The sequence below is a fragment of the Longibacter sp. genome (assembly GCF_051155795.1).
Classification (GTDB): domain Bacteria; phylum Bacteroidota; class Rhodothermia; order Rhodothermales; family Salinibacteraceae; genus Longibacter.
In genome coordinates, this window is sequence record NZ_DAXETW010000092.1 from 1 (window position 1) to 19,191 (window position 19,191).

At 63.1% G+C, this 19,191-nt stretch carries 18 protein-coding genes and 1 pseudogene; 15 read left to right on the top strand and 4 right to left on the bottom strand.

The genetic code is table 11. From position 1 onward, the window contains the following. The 3 genes and pseudogenes from ACFCU0_RS10075 to ACFCU0_RS10085 all read left to right on the top strand — a co-directional run. Nucleotides 1-201 (top strand): annotated as a pseudogene (locus ACFCU0_RS10075) (hypothetical protein); the annotation flags it as partial. 199 nt (nt 202-400) lie between these two features. After that, nucleotides 401-1,156 (top strand): hypothetical protein, encoded by a 756-nt coding sequence (locus tag ACFCU0_RS10080; protein WP_434973540.1) that lies wholly within the window; start codon nt 401-403, stop codon nt 1,154-1,156. A 136-nt stretch (nt 1,157-1,292) separates the two neighbouring features. Beyond that, nucleotides 1,293-2,255, top strand: coding sequence for a UDP-2,3-diacylglucosamine diphosphatase (locus ACFCU0_RS10085; RefSeq protein ID WP_434973541.1), 963 nt, complete (start codon nt 1,293-1,295; stop codon nt 2,253-2,255). Between the two features lie 28 nt (nt 2,256-2,283). Here ACFCU0_RS10085 and ACFCU0_RS10090 read toward each other — a convergent pair whose 3' ends face one another. Together ACFCU0_RS10090 and ACFCU0_RS10095 are read right to left on the bottom strand one after the other, a co-directional pair. Then, a complete protein-coding gene (locus ACFCU0_RS10090; protein ID WP_434973542.1) occupies nt 2,284-3,237 on the bottom strand; it encodes a hydroxymethylglutaryl-CoA lyase in 954 nt (317 codons plus the stop codon). 60 nt (nt 3,238-3,297) lie between these two features. Continuing rightward, entirely contained in the window at nt 3,298-3,516 is a 219-nt protein-coding gene (locus ACFCU0_RS10095) for a cold-shock protein (RefSeq protein WP_434973543.1), read from the bottom strand. A gap of 334 nt (nt 3,517-3,850) precedes the next feature. Between ACFCU0_RS10095 and ACFCU0_RS10100 the strand changes: the two genes are divergently transcribed. Continuing rightward, a complete protein-coding gene (locus tag ACFCU0_RS10100) occupies nt 3,851-4,144 on the top strand; it encodes a DUF493 family protein (RefSeq protein WP_434973544.1) in 294 nt (97 codons plus the stop codon). 134 nt (nt 4,145-4,278) lie between these two features. Then, a complete protein-coding gene (locus ACFCU0_RS10105; RefSeq protein ID WP_434973545.1) occupies nt 4,279-6,225 on the top strand; it encodes an ATP-binding protein in 1,947 nt (648 codons plus the stop codon). Here the strand turns inward: ACFCU0_RS10105 and ACFCU0_RS10110 are convergent. Both ACFCU0_RS10110 and ACFCU0_RS10115 read right to left on the bottom strand, forming a co-directional pair. Next, on the bottom strand, nt 6,188-6,907 hold the full coding sequence (locus ACFCU0_RS10110; RefSeq protein ID WP_434973546.1) for a class I SAM-dependent methyltransferase: 720 nt from the start codon (nt 6,905-6,907) through the stop codon (nt 6,188-6,190). The two genes, ACFCU0_RS10105 and ACFCU0_RS10110, sit on opposite strands and share 38 nt — an antisense overlap. 53 nt (nt 6,908-6,960) lie before the next feature. Then, complete coding sequence (locus ACFCU0_RS10115; protein ID WP_434973547.1) at nt 6,961-8,193, bottom strand: DUF3419 family protein; 1,233 nt, start codon at nt 8,191-8,193, stop codon at nt 6,961-6,963. Nucleotides 8,194-8,372: 179 nt separating this feature from the next. On the opposite strand from ACFCU0_RS10115, the gene ACFCU0_RS10120 reads away from it, so the two are divergent. From ACFCU0_RS10120 to ACFCU0_RS10165, 10 genes are all read left to right on the top strand, one after another. Next, entirely contained in the window at nt 8,373-8,690 is a 318-nt protein-coding gene (locus ACFCU0_RS10120; RefSeq protein WP_434973548.1) for a hypothetical protein, read from the top strand. A 126-nt stretch (nt 8,691-8,816) separates the two neighbouring features. Further along, nucleotides 8,817-10,148, top strand: coding sequence for a serine hydroxymethyltransferase (gene glyA, locus ACFCU0_RS10125; protein WP_434973549.1), 1,332 nt, complete (start codon nt 8,817-8,819; stop codon nt 10,146-10,148). Nucleotides 10,149-10,346: 198 nt separating this feature from the next. Beyond that, on the top strand, nt 10,347-10,946 hold the full coding sequence (locus tag ACFCU0_RS10130; protein ID WP_434973550.1) for an orotate phosphoribosyltransferase: 600 nt from the start codon (nt 10,347-10,349) through the stop codon (nt 10,944-10,946). Between the two features lie 173 nt (nt 10,947-11,119). Further along, complete coding sequence (gene tatC, locus ACFCU0_RS10135) at nt 11,120-11,992, top strand: twin-arginine translocase subunit TatC (protein WP_434973551.1); 873 nt, start codon at nt 11,120-11,122, stop codon at nt 11,990-11,992. 149 nt (nt 11,993-12,141) lie between these two features. Further along, on the top strand, nt 12,142-13,818 hold the full coding sequence (locus ACFCU0_RS10140) for a S41 family peptidase (RefSeq protein WP_434973552.1): 1,677 nt from the start codon (nt 12,142-12,144) through the stop codon (nt 13,816-13,818). Nucleotides 13,819-13,858: 40 nt separating this feature from the next. Next, nucleotides 13,859-14,389: a DinB family protein gene (locus tag ACFCU0_RS10145; RefSeq protein WP_434973553.1), complete on the top strand. Its 531-nt coding sequence runs from the start codon at nt 13,859-13,861 to the stop codon at nt 14,387-14,389. A 70-nt stretch (nt 14,390-14,459) separates the two neighbouring features. Next, nucleotides 14,460-15,374 carry a Rossmann-like and DUF2520 domain-containing protein gene (locus ACFCU0_RS10150; RefSeq protein WP_434973554.1) on the top strand — a complete coding sequence of 305 codons (915 nt, stop codon included), beginning with the start codon at nt 14,460-14,462 and terminating at the stop codon, nt 15,372-15,374. Between the two features lie 320 nt (nt 15,375-15,694). Then, nucleotides 15,695-16,297: a hypothetical protein gene (locus ACFCU0_RS10155; protein WP_434973555.1), complete on the top strand. Its 603-nt coding sequence runs from the start codon at nt 15,695-15,697 to the stop codon at nt 16,295-16,297. Nucleotides 16,298-16,587: 290 nt separating this feature from the next. Continuing rightward, nucleotides 16,588-18,177: a lysine--tRNA ligase gene (lysS, locus tag ACFCU0_RS10160; protein ID WP_434973556.1), complete on the top strand. Its 1,590-nt coding sequence runs from the start codon at nt 16,588-16,590 to the stop codon at nt 18,175-18,177. A gap of 559 nt (nt 18,178-18,736) precedes the next feature. After that, nucleotides 18,737-19,191, top strand: a 455-nt coding sequence (locus ACFCU0_RS10165) for an MFS transporter (RefSeq protein WP_434973557.1), incomplete at its 3' end; no start/stop codon positions are given.

Sequence of the window (19,191 nt, forward strand, 5' to 3'; positions counted from 1 at the left end):
TATTGCCTCGAAGGCAAAGGGTGCACGCTCGGCGTTCTATTCGAAACGTCGTGCGACGTGTTCTTCGAGTGGCTGACGGAGGACGGACAACCGGTCGACTATCCGCCCCGCCTGCGCTACAAGTCGTGGCCTAAACGGGAGGTCTGTCGTCTGCTCCGCTCGGGCGTGTACGAGCCGGTCACATCGCCAGCGATGAACTGATCTGCCTGCAGGTACAACCTGCGTCGTCCCATTGCTGGATGAGAAAAGCCTCCCGATATTCCTCGGAGAGGCTTTTTTTCTGTGGACCCGGAAAAGGAGTAATCGTCAGGCGGCGCTACAAAGACGACGAGCGGATCCGTGACGCGCATAGCACATTGAGGGAACGTCCGCGTGCTGCCGCTCCTGCTTGAAGGTACCTATGATTCGAAAAGTATTGCAGACTTACCGAGAGGGAGGCGTGTCCGGCCTGTCCCGCAAAGCGTACTATCTGTACTGCTATGCACTGGAGGCCTATGTCCGACCGGCTGCGGGTCTGAACGAATCCGTCATCACGCTCAACGGGGTGGAGGTCCCCGTGACGCGATCCGCGCTGGACGACCGTCTTCCGTTTTACACGCCGGCGGTCCCGGTCGACAGCAATCCGGTGTACGAGTCCGCCGAGATCGACGCGATCCGCCACTACGTCGAGGCAGACGACCACGTCGTCGTGATCGGCGGGGGACTCGGCGTAACGGCGACCGTCGCGGCGCGCGAAGCCGGGGAAAAGGGCAGTGTCACCGTCTTCGAGCCGTCGAGTACGGCACTGTCCGTATGCACGCGGACGATTGAACACAACGATCTTACGCGCCGCGTACGGCTGGAGCATGCATCGGTGGGGGCGCCGCAGAACTCCTGCTTTACGTACGGCCCGCAGGAAGACCTCCGGCGCGTACCGTACGACGCACTGCCCGACGCCGACGTGTACGAAATGGACTGCGAAGGGGAGGAACTCCCGATTCTCGCGGGGATGACCGTTCGGCCGCGCGTCATACTGGTCGAAACGCATGCGAACCACGACGCGGTCGTAGATGTCCTCGAAGCGAACGGCTACACGATTGACAGCGTCGTCGACGACCGGTCCGAGATCGGTGCCGACCGCACGCACGTTCGGGCAATACGCCGGCCCGCGGCCTGATGTGCGGGCGAAGAGATGCGCGGGCGACGAGAAGAAAACGGTTTTATGATGCGGGCATCATGTCGAGATAACACGTGATGCCTACGTTGCCATCGTGTGATCATCACGAACCTCCCCTTTCGGTGCATCCTTCCTGATGGAACCCCCTACTCATTTCTTCGACGAGCCGCGTACCGGTTCGACGAACCGCTATCGGACCATCTGGATTTCCGACGCTCATCTGGGACTTCGAGAGTCCAAGGCCGAGTTTCTGATGGACTTTCTCCAGAAGACGGAGGCCGAGCAGTACTACCTCGTCGGCGACATGATCGATGGCTGGGCCCTTAAGCGATCGTGGTACTGGCCGTCCTCCCATAATGACGTGGTGCAGTGTCTGCTCGACATTGCGCGGACGTCGGACGTGACCTACATCCCCGGCAACCACGACGAAGCCGCCCGGGCTTTTCCCGGAATACGGCTCGGTGGAATTCATCTCACCAAAGAAGCGACGCACACCACAGCGGATGGGCGTCGCTTTCTCATTTTACACGGGGATGAGTTTGACGGGGTGATCCGCCATGCACGGTGGCTGTCGATGCTCGGAGCCGTGGCTTACACCGGGATCTTGAAACTGAACCGGTACGTGAATCGCGGCCGGCGATGGATGGGACTCCCGTACTGGTCGCTTTCGGCCTACCTGAAGAACCGCACGAAGAAAGCCGTGCAGTTCATTGCCGACTTCGAGGATGCCGTGGCGCGGCGTGCCCGGATTGACGACGTCGACGGAGTGGTCTGCGGCCACATCCACCAACCGGAAATGCGCACCATTCACGGCGTGCAGTACGTCAACACGGGCGACTGGGTTGAGAGCTGCACGGCCCTCGTCGAGCACTGGGACGGTCGTATGGAAATCCTTCGCTGGGTCCCTGCGGGACGGGGAGCGCGCGAGGCAATCGTCTCGGAGCCCGCCCGGTCGCATGCAACTGCCGGCGTTCGCGGCAGCGGCGACGGCCAGAGCACCGCGCAGCCCGACCTCGGCCCGCCGGTGCTATCGGGCGACGGGCATGTTGGCACGGCCCCGGAGGTCGACACGCGGGGCGACGAAAGCCGACACCGCTGATAATCGGACCGGCGTCCGCGTTTCGAGGTCAGGCGGGCGTCTGTGAAGACTCGTGTTCCAGCAGGCGATGCATTTTGCCGGGGAAGGAGGCTTCCAGCGCGTCCTCGACCCGGCGCGAGGCGGACGCGACCCCATGCAGGTCGATGCCCGTGTGCACGCCCATCTGGTCCAGCAGGTAGACCGTGTCTTCGGTCGCGACGTTACCGGTAGCGCCCTCGATGAACGGGCATCCGCCCATCCCCGCGAGCGACGTGTCGAACCGCGTGACTCCTTCCTCGAGGGCGGCGACGAGATTCGCCAGACCCAGGCCTCGCGTGTCGTGCAGGTGGAGCACGATGGGGGTTTCGCCGATCGAATCGCGAAGGGCTCGTACCACGCGCCGCATCGCGACGGGATTCCCCATGCCGGTGGAATCTGCGAGCGAGATGGACTCGACGCCGAGCTCGGCGAACTGAACGGCCAGGTCGACCACGTGGCCGAGCGGGGTGTCGCCCGGCTCCCGGTAACCGAAGACCGTCTGGAAGTTCATCTGCACGTCACACCCCTCCGTCCGGGCCTCGCGAACCATCTTCGCCCCCTCCGCGACCGCGTCCGCCACCGGCATGTTCGCATTATCCATGCTATGGTCGTCGTGCGTGGCGATCGACAGGTCGATGTGCCGGCATCCGGCCTCCAGCGCGCGTTCGAGCCCCTTCCGGTTTAGCACCAGGCCACTGAGCGTGGTGCCGTCGAGACCGTCCGCCATCGGCAGTCGGTCGCATACCTCCTCGGCATCACGCATCTGCGGGACCCACTTCGGATGGACGAACGACGTCACCTGGATGCGGGGCAGACCGGCTTTGGCCAGCGCCCGAATCGTATCGACTTTCACATCGGTCGGGATGAACGTGTCTTCCATCTGGAAGCCGTCACGGGGACCGACCTCACACAATTCGACGGTGTCGGGCAGGATGGCTTCGGGGTCCGGTCGGGTCTCAGTCATGGGAGAAGCGAGGATCGGGAATGGCAGATGGATCGAAGCGGGCACGGCGTCACCGTCGCCTCAGCCGTATCCGGTCGGGGACAGGCGTTCCACCGAGACGGCCTCATCATCGATGTCATCGATCTCATACACAACCCGCTGCCCGGCGCTGATGCGTTCTCCGGAATGGTAGTCCTGTACGGCGTCCAGACTGAACGGAATCGGGTCGCCGTCGTCGTCGGGCTCGATGAGGCCGTGTTGCTCTTCATGGTCAAACCACTTAATCACACCTTCGGGCATGGTCGTAGGGCGGATAGAAAGCTATCGAGGAAAGGAGGCGGCTCGGTCGGAACGGGACCGGTCGGTTGGAGGAGCCGCCCAGCAAACCTGCGTCACGTGACCGGGGTGTACGTAGGCGTGGATGCCCTACGTGTTCGGGCGGTTCCCGGACGGTTTTCGGCGAGGCATCCATATCCTGCTGCACGGTCTTCCCGGGACGGCGTCGAACGAACATCGTACCGTGACGTACACATCGATGCTACAGCAGCACCACACAACGGGTTGGGCATGGTTTTTTCCCGGAATCATGCCGGATCCCGATCAATAGTATTTTTCTAACGAACGCCGTCCATACATGCGGTTCATCAACCAGCCAGAGGCCGAAAACGACGAAGCCTGGTGGGATCGATTCAGGGATTTGCTCGACGACCAGAACGACTGGCCGACGCGCTACACGTTCAAGTTCATCGCGCCGTCGGATACCGTGCAGGATTTGAAGGCCGTGTTCGACGACCATCCCGTTCGCGTCCGAGAGTCCAGCAAAGGCAATTACATGAGCGTCACCGCACACCTGCGCTGCGAAAATAGTGACGACGTGATTGCGATTTACGAGGAGGCATCCGACATTGACGGCGTGATTTCTCTGTAGGTAGATGTATGATTTTGCGACGCACGCAGCGGGATCTGCGTGCATGCTGTGATGCCTACGACGCCGCCCGACCGTGACGGCTTCGTATCCCGGATATCGGCTCCGGATCTCTTTACTGCCCCGACGTTCGGTCTATGCCGTTCCCCCGACTCGTGCGCCGTGCCGTCTTCGTGGCTGCTTACGGCGTCCTCTTCTATTTCTTCGACACGCTCGCGACCCACTTTGAGGTTGGACCGGGCGTGAGCATCTGGTATCCGTCGGCAGGACTGAACCTTGCCCTTCTGGCGATTCTCGGCGCCCGGTACGCTCCGGTTGTTTTTGCCGCGTCTTTCCTGAGCGGCCTCTGGATTGCTGACCCGGTCATCCCGGCCCGCCACCTGGTGCTGCCTAACCTGCTGATCGCGCTGTCCAACGCCGGGGCTGCCTACTGGCTGCGTCGCTCCTTTTCCCCGAGACACCCTTTCGACCTGAAGGGCGGAGGACGGTTTGTCGTCGTGGCGTTCCTTCTGCCCGTCGTTATTGCCATCGGCGCGGTCTCGTCGTACACGCTTACAGGGTTCGCGGGGTACACCGCGCAAACGATCCTGACTGTCGCGGCCTCCTGGTGGATCGGCGATGCGGTCGGTATCCTGACGATCACACCGCTTGCCCTGCTCTTTGCCTCGGTGGCCACTGGACGGCCGACACTCGGCGAGGGAAGCCGGGAGCAGATGCGCTTCTTCCTCCGCAGTACACGGGGCCGACTGAGCGCCGCCGGCGACGTGCTCCTTCTCGCCGCTGCGCTTTACGGGTCGTTCTTTGCCACGGCTGATCCGCAGTTTCAGTTCTACGTGTGCTTTCTCCCGCTCCTCTGGATCGCCCTCCGGAATGGGCTCCCACGGACGCTTGTAGCGGTTCTGGTGGTGAACGCCGGTGCGACCATAGCCATTCACGTTCGCGGCACCCCGGCGGATCTGGTGGACGTGCAGTTGTTCATGATCGCACTTGCACTGACCGGATTGCTGCTCGGCCTGCTTGTTTCCGAGCGTCGCCGGGCGGTCTTTATCCTCGAGCGCGCCAGCCGCAGCCTGGAGCAGCGCCTTCGCGTGTTGTCGACGTCCCACCCGGCATCGGTAAACGATCGCCCTCCGGAAGCATCGTTTTCCGGTGACGGCGATCGGGTCGACCCCGGTCGTATCGAGGCCATCCGTGAGGCCTCCTCCAGCTCGACGAAATTCGTTTCGGGTGAGGGTCGGAGCCGGACGGCGGACGAGGACGAGTCTCCCCTCTCCATTCGGGGCGTGAACGACGTTCTTGCGTCGAGCAGCGATGTCCTCAGCCGGAGTGCGGAGAATCTCGTTGTACTCAATCAGTTGATGCTCGAGTCGAAGGACCGGCTCAGCGCCTCCAACGCGCAGAAGGACAAGCTGCTGTCGTTGATCTCGCACGATCTGAAGAATCCGCTCGTCGGGATCCGCGGTCTCGCCGAGTTGATGGACTCACAGGATCCGCCGGAGTCGTTCGAGAGACCGTTGATGCTGATCCAGCGCTCCTCCGAGCAGGCCCTCGACTTGCTGGACAACCTGCTAACCTGGTCGCGGCTGCAGACCGGTCACTTTCAGCCGGACCCGCAGCTTCATCGCCTCCGGTCGCTCACGGACGAGGCCATTGCGCAACTGGAAACGCAGGCCGCTCGGAAGGGGGTGTCGCTTCAGAATGACGTTGATGCTCAGCCGGCGGTGTACACCGATGCCTTCATCGTGGATACCGTTCTTCGCAATCTCATTTCGAACGCGATCAAGTTTACAGAGCGCGGCGGCACCGTTCGCATCGACGCCGAGAAGCGGGCGGACGATGTCGTGGTGTCGGTCGCGGATGACGGGATCGGGATGTCTGATGCATTGCAAAACGACGTCTTCGACATGGCCGCGCCGACGTCTGAGGCCGGCACGGAAGGAGAGAGCGGTACTGGGCTCGGGCTGCACATTTGCAGCGAGCTGGTAGAGGTGCAGGGCGGGCAGATCTGGGTCGAGAGCGAGCAGGGCGCGGGGACGACCTTCTCGTTCACGCTGGCGCCGGCCCGGCGTGCGCTGGAGGCGTAGCCCCGAAGCCTTCGGGAGCCGCGTCCGTCGTGGTTCGGGTCAGTGCGGCAACGTAGGCGTAGCGCGGACCCACGGTTTCCAGGTGCAGCCTCACGGTGCCCCGGTCCTCCAGTGCCAGAAGCGTGTCGAGGAGGGCCGGTCGGTGGTGCACGTCGAAGAGCCCGAGCCAGCCCTGTAGGGCCCGTGCGACGGGGGCGGGAAGGTCGGCCTGGTCCCAGAAGTCCACGATGTAGAGCGTGCCGCCGGGGCGGAGCGCCTGCAGGGACGCGCGAATCGCCGTGTCATGGTCCGGGATCATCGACAGCACGTACGAACACAAGACGACATCGAACGGTGCTGTTCGCCCGAACATGTCGGGTCCGACGTCGGCTGCCAGCCCGTGCGTGAGATGGATTTGCGATGAGACGCCGTCTCGTTGGAGCGCCCGCCGGGCCGTATCGAGCATCTGCGTCGACGCGTCCATGCCGTACAGCCGGTGGTCCGGTGCGCGGCGATGCAGACGCCGGAGGTTGCGGGCCGTGCCACAGCCAACCTCGAGCACGTCACCCGGCGAATGGTCGGCAATGCGGTCGATCAACCGGTCTCGTCCGAACAGATAGTATCGTCGGGTCCAATCGTACACGTGTCGGGTCCAGCGGTACATGCGGTCCATTTTTTGGACCGGGTCGGGTTGGCTCTTCACGGGACAGAAAGGGTTGGCGGTGGAGAGCGGATTCGTCTGGACGGCTCGGGCGATTATCCGTTCAAGCGGTAAATGTGGAAGCCGCCGTAGACGGCCGACCGATCCCGGCCGTGCAGCTCCTGCGAACGCTTTCGTTCATAGGTGAACCGGTGCCGGAGGTCCGCCGGAAGGGCGGGCTCGACGACGGACGTGCGCCCCGCCGTGCGAAAAATAACCCTCGATCCAGGTTCGCCTACGCGGGCGATTTCCTGCCAGAGCCGGGTGATGGTTTCCGGCGTCATCCAGTCCATCGAATCCAGCAGGACGAAACTGTCGAAGCTGTGATCGGCCTGGCGTGCCAGAAACTGATCGTAGGCCGTCACATGGGTGCTGACGACGTCGGCATGGTAGCGGAGCCGGCCGAAGTGCTCTTCCTTCAGGTAGGGCGGTACGGCGGTCCGATGCTTCGTGTCGTACCGGCGCCCGAAGGCCTGCCAGGCGAAGTAGTTGTCCTCGATCGGGAAGTCGCAGACGAGTCGCCGCATGCGCTCGCGGTACAGGTCGACGACGGTGGCGTCTGCTTCCTCCGCCATGATGCGATGCTGGCTGGGCGGAATGCCAAGGCTGTAGACGGCCGCCGGTTTGGCGCCGAGCCACTGCACGAAGGAGTGGTCGAAGAAGGGGGCGACGCATTCGTCAAAAAATCGGCGTTGCTCCGACGGGGAGGACGCGTCGAGGAGTTCTTCGGGGCGCCGCCCCAGAAGGATCCTGGCCATCATCCCGGCAAACCGCTGGAAGCGCGGCAGGATGCCGTGCTCGTAGACACCGGTTTCGAAGGTGTGGATGCGACGCCGACCGAGCCCGAGCCAAGCACGATCGTCCCAGAACGCACGCGTGTCCGGTGAGAGGTGAGGCCGTATGTACGTGTCGTACGCCTCGACGTTAGCCGCATCATCTCCTTCACCGAAAAACCGGAAGAAGGAGCCGTGGTCGGGAAGGTGGCGCAGTCCGGCGAGCTTGAGGCGGGTGAGGGCCATGTGCGCCGCGTTCAGGTCCACAGCCACGACGCGAGCGGGGCCGTGGACGAGATAGTTCAGCACGTTGCACCCGCCGGACGAGATGGTCAGGATCCGGCTGTTTTCGTCGAGATGGAGCGCCTGCGCGTCCACGACCGGGTCCTCCCAGATCTGCGTGTAAACAAAGCCCCGAAACCAGAGCGTGAAGAGTCGTTCCAGCAGTCCGTTACGTGTGGTGCGCCGGTTCTGGTGGACGGCGCGCTTGAGTCTGGCGGTGGTGGATTCAGGCATGCACGATCACGCGGTCTCGGTCGATAGCGGGTGTGCAACGTACCGACCGGCCATTATCCCGCCATTATGCGTGCATTATCGGATTGACAAATGCCGGGACGCCAAGACCGGACGGACCCGGCTGCTTCGCAAGCAGTTGGACCGGCAACGCGCTTGATGTTCAGAACCGTGCCCCCCTCATGAAAAAGCTCATCGGGCTTCTCGTCCTCGGGTTCATCCTGTACATGGTCAATCCGGGGATGGACGACTTCTCCGCCTTCTTCAAGCAGCGATCAGCCGACCGGATCGAGCACGAGACCGGTGGCGGCCTCCTGGGACGTGTGCTCGGCGGGGCCGGATCGGAGCTCGTCGCGGCCGGCGTGGAAGAGGTGACGACGCGGCGATCCTACGTGGTCTGCAGCACCTATGACGTGGACCCGGATGGAGACGACGTGTCCGAGTATCGTTATTTCGGGGTGGCCGGCATGTTCGTCACGCTCCGGGAGCCTGAAAAATAGCCGCCGCGGCGAACCGTGCGTCGTAACGCCCGTTTTGACCCATCGCGTGACGTGGCTCCCTCGGTATGCCCAGAGCCGAAGGCGTAGCCGCTGGTTCGTCCCCTTTCCAACACGTCTGTATTTCCCATGAGTGACCTGTCCGTCCAGGCATCCACGACGCCCCTCGCGCAGGAGGATCCCGAGGTATTCGACGCCATGCGCCGTGAGGTGGAGCGGCAGAATGACGGGATCGAATTGATCGCGTCGGAAAACTTCGCCTCGCGAGCCGTGATGGAGGCGATGGGGTCGCCGCTCACGAACAAATATGCCGAGGGCCTTCCGGGAAAACGGTATTACGGAGGGTGCAAGTACGTGGACGTGGCGGAGGATCTGGCCCGTGACCGTGCCAAAGAGCTGTTCGGGGTCGATTGGGTCAACGTACAGCCGCATTCGGGGGCGCAGGCCAACGCAGCGCTCTACCTGAAAGCGCTGGATCCCGGGGACAAACTTCTCGGCCTCGACCTGGCGCACGGCGGCCACCTCACGCATGGCAGTCCGGTCAACTTCTCCGGCATCCTGTACAAAGCGCATTTCTACGGGGTGGACAAGGAGGGACCGAACGCGGGGAGGATTGACATGAACCGGGTGCGGGACAAGGCGCTGGAGGTGCAGCCAAAGATGATTTCGATCGGCGCGAGTGCCTATCCGCGCGACTTCGACTATGCCGCCTTCCGCGAGATCGCGGATGAGGTGGGAGCGCTGCTCTGGATGGACATGGCGCACACGGCGGGGCTCATCGCCGCCGGGGTGTTGAACGACCCGGCGCCGCACGCCCACGTCATGACCACGACCACCCACAAGACGCTCCGCGGACCCCGCGGCGGCATGATCCTGGTCGGCTCGGACATTGACAATCCGTTCGGCTACACCTTCCGGGACGGCCGGACGAAGTCGCTCGGGCAGGTGCTCGATTCGGGCGTTTTTCCGGGGACGCAGGGCGGGCCGCTGATGCACGTGATTGCGGCAAAAGCGGTCGCCTTCCGCGAGGCGCTACAGCCCGAGTTTTCTACCTACGCGGCGAACGTCGTCGAGAACGCCAAGGCGATGGCGGACGCCCTGCGGTCGCGCGGGTACGACCTCGTTTCCGGCGGGACGGACAACCACCTCGTACTGATTGACCTGCGCAACAAGGGGTTGACCGGCAAGGAGGCCGAAGAGGCGCTCGAGGCCGCGGATGTCACCGCCAACAAGAACATGGTTCCGTACGATACCGAGAGCCCGTTTGTGACAAGCGGCATCCGGCTCGGAACGCCGGCGATGACGACGCGCGGCTTCGGTCCTGACGAATTCCGTGAGATCGTAGCGCTCATCGATCGCGTCCTCGACGCTCCGCACGATGAAGCGGTTCGCGAATCCGTCCGCAGCGACGTCCATGCCCTCTGTAACCGCTTCCCGCTTTACGACTTCGTTGTCGCGTAGCACGGAACGGAATCGCGACTCGCGCGGTTCAGACGCTACAACCGATCTGCTCGCCCGCCCGTACAGATACCGCTGTTTCCCGAGCCGTACCGGCGCCCTCTGCACGGCGCGGCGCGGTAATCCCTCCGATTGCCCGCCCCGGTCGCCCCAGTCCGGCGGCTTGCTTCACCCAGACTCTGTCGCATCCCTATGCCGTCGATGGACCGCAGCTCGCTTAGTTCGTCCGCCTACGCCGATCTTGTCGATCTGGGGCGTCGCATCTACGATCGTGCGCTCATCCGGCGTGAGGACGAATTAATCACGGACCCACGTGGCCAGCCGATCGGGTGGCTCCTGGACACGCGCGTTCCCATGCTCGACGGTGACCTCTTCGCCGAGGTGGGCGGCGTCCTCGGCGACCGGTTGCGCGACCGAGACGTATATCAGGTCGTTGGCTACGGCTTCGGTGCCTATCCACTCGTCTGCAGCGTTCTCGCCGACGGCGGGACTCCGGCCTTCAAGGGCGGTCTCGTTCGGGACGAAGCCAAAGGCCACGGACGGCGGCGGCTCGTGGAAGGGCCGGTCACGCCGGAAAAGCCCACCGTTTTGCTCGACGACATCATCAACAGTGGTCGCAGCGCCGCTCAGGCCCTCGAGCTATTGCGCGAGCAGAACTTCAACGTCGTCGGCATGATGACGCTGTTTAACTTTACCTGGAGCAGCGGTCAGTCGCGGATCGAAGACGACGGCATCTGGGTCGACTCCCTGCTGGACCTGAACCTCCGCGAAAACAAAAACTCGAGTTCGGACAGCGCGTAACGGCTGATCCCGCCGGAGCGCAAAGGAGACGCCGCTGACCATCCGTGAACGCCTGTTGCGTCGCCCCGGGGGACTTCCTGCGGGGCGTTGTCGTATGCATTCGCGCCGTTTCAGGGTGGTCTCCTCCATGACGACCTGCCCTCTTCCTGTCGTACCAGCCTGATCTCGACCTTATGGCCGATGCCCCTACTTCCGATACCGAACGCCATCCCGGCATTCAGGGCGATGGGTCGGCGGCACCCGATGAATCGGAAAGCGATCCGGTGATGGAAGCCGGCAACATGTCGCTGCTCGACCACCTGGAAGATCTGCGCTGGACGATCATCAAGGGCTGCTCCGGCTTCGTCGCGGGCATCATCGCGAGCGTCGTTCTCCGCCAGTGGATCATTAACGACGTTCTGATCGGGCCGACGCGGACGGACTTTTTTATGTATGGCGTGCTGGGCATCGATGCGAAAGAGCTCCACCTTCTGAATCGCACGATCACCGGCCAGTTTTTCGCCGACATCGGCACGCTGATCGTCGTTGGCGTCATCCTCGGGTCGCCCGTGTTCGTTTACTTCGTGTGGAAGTTCATCGAGCCGGCGCTCTACCCGGAAGAACGGGGCGGGATGCGGTTTGCGGCCGTCTTCGCCGCGCTCTTCTTTTTCATGGGCGTCTCCTTCGGCTATCTCATCCTGACGCCGCTCGCGCTTCAGTTTTTTGCATCCTACGAACTGTCGGCGCAGATCGAGAACCAGTTCGACATCATGACCTACTTCAGCATGGTGACGTTCTGGGCGTTCGGGTCGGGGCTTCTCTTCGAAATGCCCGTCGTTATGTACTTCCTCGGCAAGGTCGGCCTGATCACGCCGGAGTTCATGCGCACCCACCGCAAGTACGCATTGCTAACCGTGCTCGTCATCGGGGCCTTTCTGACGCCGCCGGACCCCATCTCGCAGCTTATTGTGGCCCTTCCGTTGCTTCTGCTCTACGAGTTTTCGATCCTCGTCGTCGCCTGGGTCACGAAGAAGCGCCGCCGGGAACTCGGCATGTCCGATGCGTAAGGTCCATCACGGCCCGGCTCGCCGTTCGGGATGCTGCCGGGCCGAACCGGCCGTCGGCCGCCGGCTCCGGCCTCGGCGGTATGGTTTTCGCGCCCGAATGGAGTGCCACCCTGACGTCCCGGCTTCTCGCACAGCAAATCCCCCCCGCTATGTTTCGCCGAACTGCGACCGCGTCCCTCGTCGTCCTTGCTGTCGTCGGATCGCTCCTGGCCGGGACCTTCGTCGGCTTCTTGATGCCGCGAGATGACGACTTTTTCGAGCTCCGAAAGAACTTTCAGATCTTCGGCGCCGCCTATGAGGAGCTCGTGACCGGCTATGTACAGCCGCTCGATCCGGAGCATCTCATGCGAACGGGGATCGACGCGATGCTTGCCGAGCTCGACCCGTATACGACGTTCATCGACGAAGCCGATAACGCCGACCTGAATATCATCACGCGGGGGCGCTACGGGGGCGTCGGGTTGAACGTCGGTAAGCGCGGCGGCAAAATCACGGTGCTGTCGCCCATCGAAGGGGCGAGCGGGTACAAACAGGGCGTGCGCGCCGGGGATGTCATCGTACGAATCGAAGACCAATCGGCGGAAGGGCTCTCGATGACGGATGTGCGTACGCTTCTCCGCGGGGAGCCCGGTACGACGGTCGAAATTGTCGTCGAACGACAGGGATCGACGACGCCGATCGAGTTTACGCTCACCCGTGAACAGGTTGAACTGGATAACGTCACGTTCGCCGGGTTCGTCGGCCCATCCTCGGACGTGGGCGGCGTCGGATACGTGAAGCTGGAACGGTTTACCCGAGAAGCCGGCGGGGAGGTGCGCGACGCCATTCGGGATCTGCAGAAACAGCGTTCTCTGCGCGGCCTGGTGATTGACCTTCGCGGCAACCCGGGTGGTCTTCTGGACGCGGCGGTCGACGTGACGGAGCTCTTCGTTCCCCGCGGATCGGTCATCGTCTCCACCCGGGGGCGCCTGCCCGAAACCGAGCGAACGTACCGAAGTGACCGCGTCCCAATGCTTCCGGATGTCCCGCTGGTCGTGCTGGTCGACGGCTTCAGCGCGTCGGCCTCGGAGATTGTCGCCGGCGCCGTCCAGGACCTCGACCGTGGGGTCGTTATGGGCGTCACGACCTACGGCAAAGGCCTTGTCCAGGTCGTTCGGTCGCTTCCGCACAACACGTCGCTGAAGATGACGACCGCCAAATACTACACGCCGAGTGGCCGGTCCATTCAGTCGATCAACTACTCCGGGGGGGAGTCGACCGCCGTTCCCGACTCGGTCGGACGGACGTTCGAAACCGCAGGCGGGCGGACCGTTCGGGATCAGCACGGAATCGAGCCGGATGTTATCGTTGAGGAGTTGCCGACGAGTGAGCTGGAGCAGGCGCTTCAGCGACGGGCCGCCTTCTTTTTCTACGCAAACCACTTCGCGGCCCGGACCGACTCGATTCATGATGGTTTTCGAGTGAACGACACGACGCTGCTTGAATTCCGGAGGTGGCTGGAAGAGAACCGGTTCGCGTATCCGACCGACGCGGAGACGGCGCTGGACAAGCTTAGCACGCGCTTCGCCGACGACGGCTACGACGACGTGAGCGACGAGGTGGCGGAGCTGCAACAGGCGCTGCGCCAGGAGAAGATCGATGAGTTCGATGAGCACGCCACCGCGCTGAAGCGGCATCTGGAGCGCGAGATTTTGGCCCGCTTCGTGCCCGAGAGCCAGCGCATCGAACGGACGCTCGATTACGACGTGCGGGTCGCCGCAGCGGTAGACCTGTTCGACCACCCGGATCGATATGCCCGGATCCTGTCATCCTCCAGCGACGGATAGCGCCGCCGTCAATTCCTTCCCAATCGGCCAACATCTCGACATGACGGATATCGATCTTGCCGCCGAGACCGATCGCCTGCAGGTCGCGTTCGACGACATACGGGCTCTTGTGACCTCCGACGACCCGTCGATCTACCGCGCCGTGCCGGAGGTATCGGACTGGTCGCCGGCCCAGCACCTCTACCACGTTCTCGGCGCGACCGGTAGGATGTTGAAGGCGGCGACGCTTCTCGCGAATGGCGCTGTGAACGGGGATGAGCCGTCGCTTACCGCGGCCGGAAAGACCATTCTTGAAAGCGAGATCATCCCGCGAGGCGTCGGACAGGCTCCGGAGAAGACGCATCCGCCCTCTGATCTGTCCCCGGATGACCTGGAGACGTCTTACGCAAGGGCCGCGGGAAAAATGGAGACGGCGGTACGCGCGGTGGACGCGAACGCGCCCGAAGATCGGGGGCTGGAGCATCACGCCTGGGGGGTCCTCACCGCGCCGCAGTGGCTCCGTGCTGCGAGGGTGCACTGCCGACATCACCTCAAGATCGTTGAAGAGATCCGCGCTCATGCCGACACCTGAAGGACCGCCGCCGGCGTCCCGCCACTGATGCCTCCACGTCGTTTTCTCGTCTGCGTCCGCTGACATTCGTATGTCTGTTTCTTCCTCCGCTGAGCGTCCCTCTAAGCGACCGGTCACGGTCTTAGGTGCCGGCGCCGTCGGAACGGCTCTGGCCCGGCGGATGGCAGGCGCGGGCATTACTGTTGCCGGTGTGATCAGTCGCGACGTTTCGGCGGCCGATCGTCTGGCTGCGGCCGTAGATGCGTCTGTCGCCGCGTCCAACGAGGAGGCTCTGCCGGCGTCGACCCGCGCGGTGTTCCTTTGCGTTCCGGACGACGTGATCGGTGACGTGGCCTACCGGCTCGCTCAGATCGATCACCCGTGGCACAAGACCGTGGTGGCGCACACGTCCGGTGCTGTCCCGGCTGCCGTGCTCGGCGTTCTCTCCGGAGAGGGGGCGGCGCTCCTCAGCCTGCATCCGATGCAAACGTTTCCAGGACCTGATCACCCTGGAGCGTTCGATGACATCTTCGTCGGCCTGGAAGGAGACCCCATTGCCGTTGAGTACGGCGCTGCGCTGGTTCGACGTCTCGGTGCACGTCCACTGAGGCTGTCGGCCAACGAAAAGACCCGCGTGCATGCGGCGGCGGCGCTTGCCTCAAACGGCCTCGCTGCGCTCCTGGCCGTCGTACGAGAGGTGCTGGGAACGGCCGGGATCGCTCCAGACGATGCGACGGCCGTCGTTCAACCCCTGATCGACCGCACGTGGTCAAACCTGTCACAGGAATCACCCGAGTCGGCGATGACCGGCCCCGTGGCACGCGGCGACAGCGGAACGATCCGGAAGCACTTGGACGCCCTGCAATCAGCAGCGCCGCACCTTCTTCCCGTGTACTGCGCCCTGGCAAAGGAGCAGGTTCGCGTGGCCCGGCGTGCTGACAAACTGACACACGATCAGGCCGGTGCGATCCTTGATCTCTTGCGATCCTCCGATCCGAACATCTGAACCCCAGGGCCTCGACATCTGACGTTCCCGTCATAGACACACGGCGAATCCGGGTCTTCAGATTCGTGCAAGGAAATCGGCGCTTGACCGGTTGAAAGTCTTTGCCCCGATCCCGTTCTTCGCGGTGACGGGTGACGGCGGGAACCTGTCGCGGATCACGCCCTATCAGGCCCCGTTGTACGTCCGCGATCGGAAGACGGACCGAGCCATCCGGTACATCCGGTGTGCAACGTGCGCTCCCGATCGCCGGAACCGGCTCCGACCGGCTCATCCCGAGCCCTCGGCCGCCGACGCTGAATGTGCCATAGTGTATTTGCATCATGACCGAGAACGACACGCGCGACGCACAGGCTGCCCGTCGTCCGGCGCCCGCCCGACAACCGGCGGGATATCGCGAACGTCTCAAGAGCAAGCCGCTCCTGGTGGATAGTGACGCGGATGAGGCTCCCTCGCCCGCCACCCGGATTGAGGCCCTGCAGGGGCTTCTCCGTGCCCAGGAATCGTACAGCGCTGCCTTCCAGTCGGTTGCCGTCGCCGCCGTTCAGATTCTCGAACGCGCTCTTTGCTTCGAACGCAGGGCCGCCGACGCAGCCCTCTCCCTCGGCCAGCGGGAGAAGCTGAACTCCATGATCGACACCGCACAGGAGGCGGTGACCAGCCTTCGGTCGGCGCTCAGCACCGGCAAATCCAGCGTCATGCATCTCTGCAACGAGGCAGACGACGAAGGCACCGGCGAGAAACCATGGTGGTTCGCCCTCAATGATGCACTCGGTGTTCTGGAGGAGGGTACGCACCGCATGGCCTCCCTCATCTCCGCGCAACCCGACGGAAGCTCATCGCGCGAACTCAGCGAACACGTCACTCACCTGCTCCAGAGTCACCACGACGCTCTCCTGCTTGAGGCCGACCAGTGGATCTCGTAGCACCGGAATTCGGCCACGCCTCCGGTGCACGGAGTGCCTCCCGGAACAGCCTGCCGCCAAGCGTTCGTCAGCCCCGATTCCCGGGCGTTCGAGCCGGCTCACGTGCACCGACGCGTGTACAGGTTATCCCTCCCCACATTTCGCCGTTCGCATTTTCCACTTGACACTGAACGAGGCGCAACTCGACCTGTCGGGGAGCGTCTTTTGTATGTGTCCGTACGGGATATTTTGCGGCGATAGTCCCTGCCCACCGACGCACTGTCCTTTCCAACATCACGCCTCCCCCCTGCATGTCCGCATCGTCCGCCGAACTGACCGAACAGGAACAGCGCAGACGCGAAGAACGAGAGGCGCTCGAAGCCCAGGGTATTGATCCATACCCGTATGCCTGGGACGTCGACGCCCACGCACAGGAAATCATCGACACGTTCGATGACGACAAGCATCAGCCGGACGGGGACGAGGAGCCGCCGTACGTGGTGTCCATCGCCGGGCGCATCACGTCGATGCGCGTTATGGGCAAGTCGGCGTTTTTCGACGTTCAGGACTCGACGGGGACCATCCAGGCGTACATCCGGAAAAACGATCTGCCGGAGGACCTGTACGATGAGGTCTTTACTGAACTTCTCGACATCGGCGACATCGTTGGGCTCAAGGGCCACGTTTTCCGCACCCGCATGGGCGAGGTGACGGTCCGGGCCGGCGACGACTTCCAGCTCCTCGCGAAGTCGCTTAAGCCGCTTCCGGTCGTGAAAGAGCGTGAGGATGAAGAGGGAAATGTCGAGGTTTACAACGAGGTCACCGATAAGGAATTCCGGTACCGCCAGCGCTACGTCGACCTTGTCGTGAATCCAGAGGTGCGAGACGTCTTTCGCAAGCGTTCCACGCTCATCCGGACGATGCGCGACTTCCTCGATGACCGGGGCTACCTCGAGGTCGAAACGCCAGTCCTGCAGCCCGTCTACGGGGGCGCGACCGCGCGTCCGTTTACGACGCACCACAACGCGCTCGACATGGAGCTCTTTCTCCGCATTGCGGATGAGCTCTACCTCAAGCGCCTGCTCGTCGGCGGCTTCGACGGCGTGTACGAGATCTCAAAGGACTTCCGGAATGAGGGCCTTAGCCGCTTTCACAATCCGGAATTCACGATGATGGAGCTCTACGTGGCGTACAAGGACTATGCGTGGATGATGGAGCTCACGGAGACGCTTCTCGGCGCTATCGCCACCGCTCTACACGATGAGCCGGAATTCGAATGGCAGGGGCACACCATCTCGCTGGAGCCGCCGTTCGAGCGCGTCACCTTTTTCGACGCCATCGAGGAGGCAACGGGCTTCGACCTCTACCAGGCCGATCGCGACCGGGTCTTCGACGTTGCGAAAAACGAACTCCATCTCGATGATATCGATGACGACATGGGGCTCGGCAAGCTTCTGGACGAGGTTTTCGGGGAAACGGTCGAGCCGTCGCTCATCCAGCCGACGTTCGTGATCGATTACCCCGTCGAGCTCAGCCCACTCGCGAAGAAGCACCGCGACGAGGAAGGGCTTGTCGAGCGATTTGAGCTCATCATCGCCGGGAAGGAGGTGGCCAATGCCTTCAGTGAACTGAACGACCCGCAGGATCAGCGCGAACGCTTTGAGGAGCAGGCGGCGATGCGGGCGGCCGGCGACGACGAGGCGACGCCGATCGATGAGGATTACCTGCGCGCGATGGAGTACGGCATGCCGCCCGCGGCCGGTCTCGGCATCGGGGTCGACCGCCTCACGATGATCTTGACCGGACAGGAGTCCATCCGCGATGTCATTCTCTTCCCGCTACTCCGTCCCGAGCAGGGTGCAGCAGCGGACGAAGAGAACGCGGAGAACGACGAGGCCTGACCCTGAGGGCTCCTCGTGCCGCATGGTTCCAGCACCCCGTCACAAACGGCGGGGGGTTTTTGTATGCCCGAACTGTGAGGATGGATTGGGAATATGCGTTGGATCGTTGGATCGTTAGGGCGTTGATGCGTTGGTGCGTTGGTGCGTTGATGCGGTGGAGCGTTGATTTATGGGGGGAGTAAACTGTTCGCCCGATGCCGTGCGTGAGGCTCGACGGTCGCGATCGGAGATTGCGTCCGCCCCCTGTGCTACCGGCACCGTGAGGTACGCTCTGCCTCAGCAACATCAGGCAATACGTTTGTATGTCGGTCAAGGGATCGCTGCAACGGACAGAGATGTCGAGTGCATGCCTGAATCGAGGCGAGAGTTGACCGTACAAGTGTCCACGACCTGTCTTTCAGGGCGGGATTCAACACATGGGATGACGCAGGCAGCCGGCACCCAGAACCCTGAACCTTGAACCCTGAACCTTGAACCCAACCCCCGAACGACGTCCGGCATCGTGATTTTATCGTAGGCCAGAAACCCTGTCCCGGGTCGGGTCGGTCTAACGTGACCTATGGCTACTTCTTCTTCCCAGACATCCCACGACGTCGACGTAGATGAGCAGGCGGGGTATATCGAGCTCCTGCGCACCAACCTCAATTTTCGTCGGCTCTGGGCCGGGACGCTGATCTCGTACCTGGGCGACTGGTTCAACACCATCGCTCTCTACACGCTGGTCAGCACCCTGTCCAACTCGCCCCTCGCCCTCGGGCTTGTCTTTATCATCAAGATGCTGCCGTGGGCGATCGTGGCCCCTCTGGCGGGGGTGATCGTCGATCGCTTCGACCGTCGCCGGCTCATGATCGGGGCAGACCTGGCGCGGTCGGTCGTCGTGCTGGGTTTTCTGCTGATCAACGACGCCTCGGACGTCCCATGGCTCTACGCGCTGATGACGGCGCAGGTCGTCATCGGGGCGGTCTTCCAGCCGGCAAAGAGCTCGTCCATCCCGAACATCACGACGCCGCGCGA

Excerpts from the sequence above, each read along its gene's own strand:
- ACFCU0_RS10120 (WP_434973548.1), top strand. The coding sequence starts at position 8,373 with ATGAAAAAGCTCATCGGGCTTCTCGTCCTCGGGTTCATCCTGTACATG.
- ACFCU0_RS10105 (WP_434973545.1), top strand. The coding sequence starts at position 4,279 with ATGCCGTTCCCCCGACTCGTGCGCCGTGCCGTCTTCGTGGCTGCTTAC.
- ACFCU0_RS10115 (WP_434973547.1), bottom strand. The coding sequence starts at position 8,193 with ATGCCTGAATCCACCACCGCCAGACTCAAGCGCGCCGTCCACCAGAAC.
- tatC (WP_434973551.1), top strand. The coding sequence starts at position 11,120 with ATGGCCGATGCCCCTACTTCCGATACCGAACGCCATCCCGGCATTCAG.
- ACFCU0_RS10130 (WP_434973550.1), top strand. The coding sequence starts at position 10,347 with ATGGACCGCAGCTCGCTTAGTTCGTCCGCCTACGCCGATCTTGTCGAT.
- ACFCU0_RS10085 (WP_434973541.1), top strand. The coding sequence starts at position 1,293 with ATGGAACCCCCTACTCATTTCTTCGACGAGCCGCGTACCGGTTCGACG.
- lysS (WP_434973556.1), top strand. The coding sequence starts at position 16,588 with ATGTCCGCATCGTCCGCCGAACTGACCGAACAGGAACAGCGCAGACGC.
- ACFCU0_RS10100 (WP_434973544.1), top strand. The coding sequence starts at position 3,851 with ATGCGGTTCATCAACCAGCCAGAGGCCGAAAACGACGAAGCCTGGTGG.
- glyA (WP_434973549.1), top strand. The coding sequence starts at position 8,817 with ATGAGTGACCTGTCCGTCCAGGCATCCACGACGCCCCTCGCGCAGGAG.
- ACFCU0_RS10080 (WP_434973540.1), top strand. The coding sequence starts at position 401 with ATGATTCGAAAAGTATTGCAGACTTACCGAGAGGGAGGCGTGTCCGGC.
- ACFCU0_RS10140 (WP_434973552.1), top strand. The coding sequence starts at position 12,142 with ATGTTTCGCCGAACTGCGACCGCGTCCCTCGTCGTCCTTGCTGTCGTC.
- ACFCU0_RS10090 (WP_434973542.1), bottom strand. The coding sequence starts at position 3,237 with ATGACTGAGACCCGACCGGACCCCGAAGCCATCCTGCCCGACACCGTC.
- ACFCU0_RS10150 (WP_434973554.1), top strand. The coding sequence starts at position 14,460 with ATGTCTGTTTCTTCCTCCGCTGAGCGTCCCTCTAAGCGACCGGTCACG.
- ACFCU0_RS10155 (WP_434973555.1), top strand. The coding sequence starts at position 15,695 with ATGACCGAGAACGACACGCGCGACGCACAGGCTGCCCGTCGTCCGGCG.
- ACFCU0_RS10145 (WP_434973553.1), top strand. The coding sequence starts at position 13,859 with ATGACGGATATCGATCTTGCCGCCGAGACCGATCGCCTGCAGGTCGCG.
- ACFCU0_RS10095 (WP_434973543.1), bottom strand. The coding sequence starts at position 3,516 with ATGCCCGAAGGTGTGATTAAGTGGTTTGACCATGAAGAGCAACACGGC.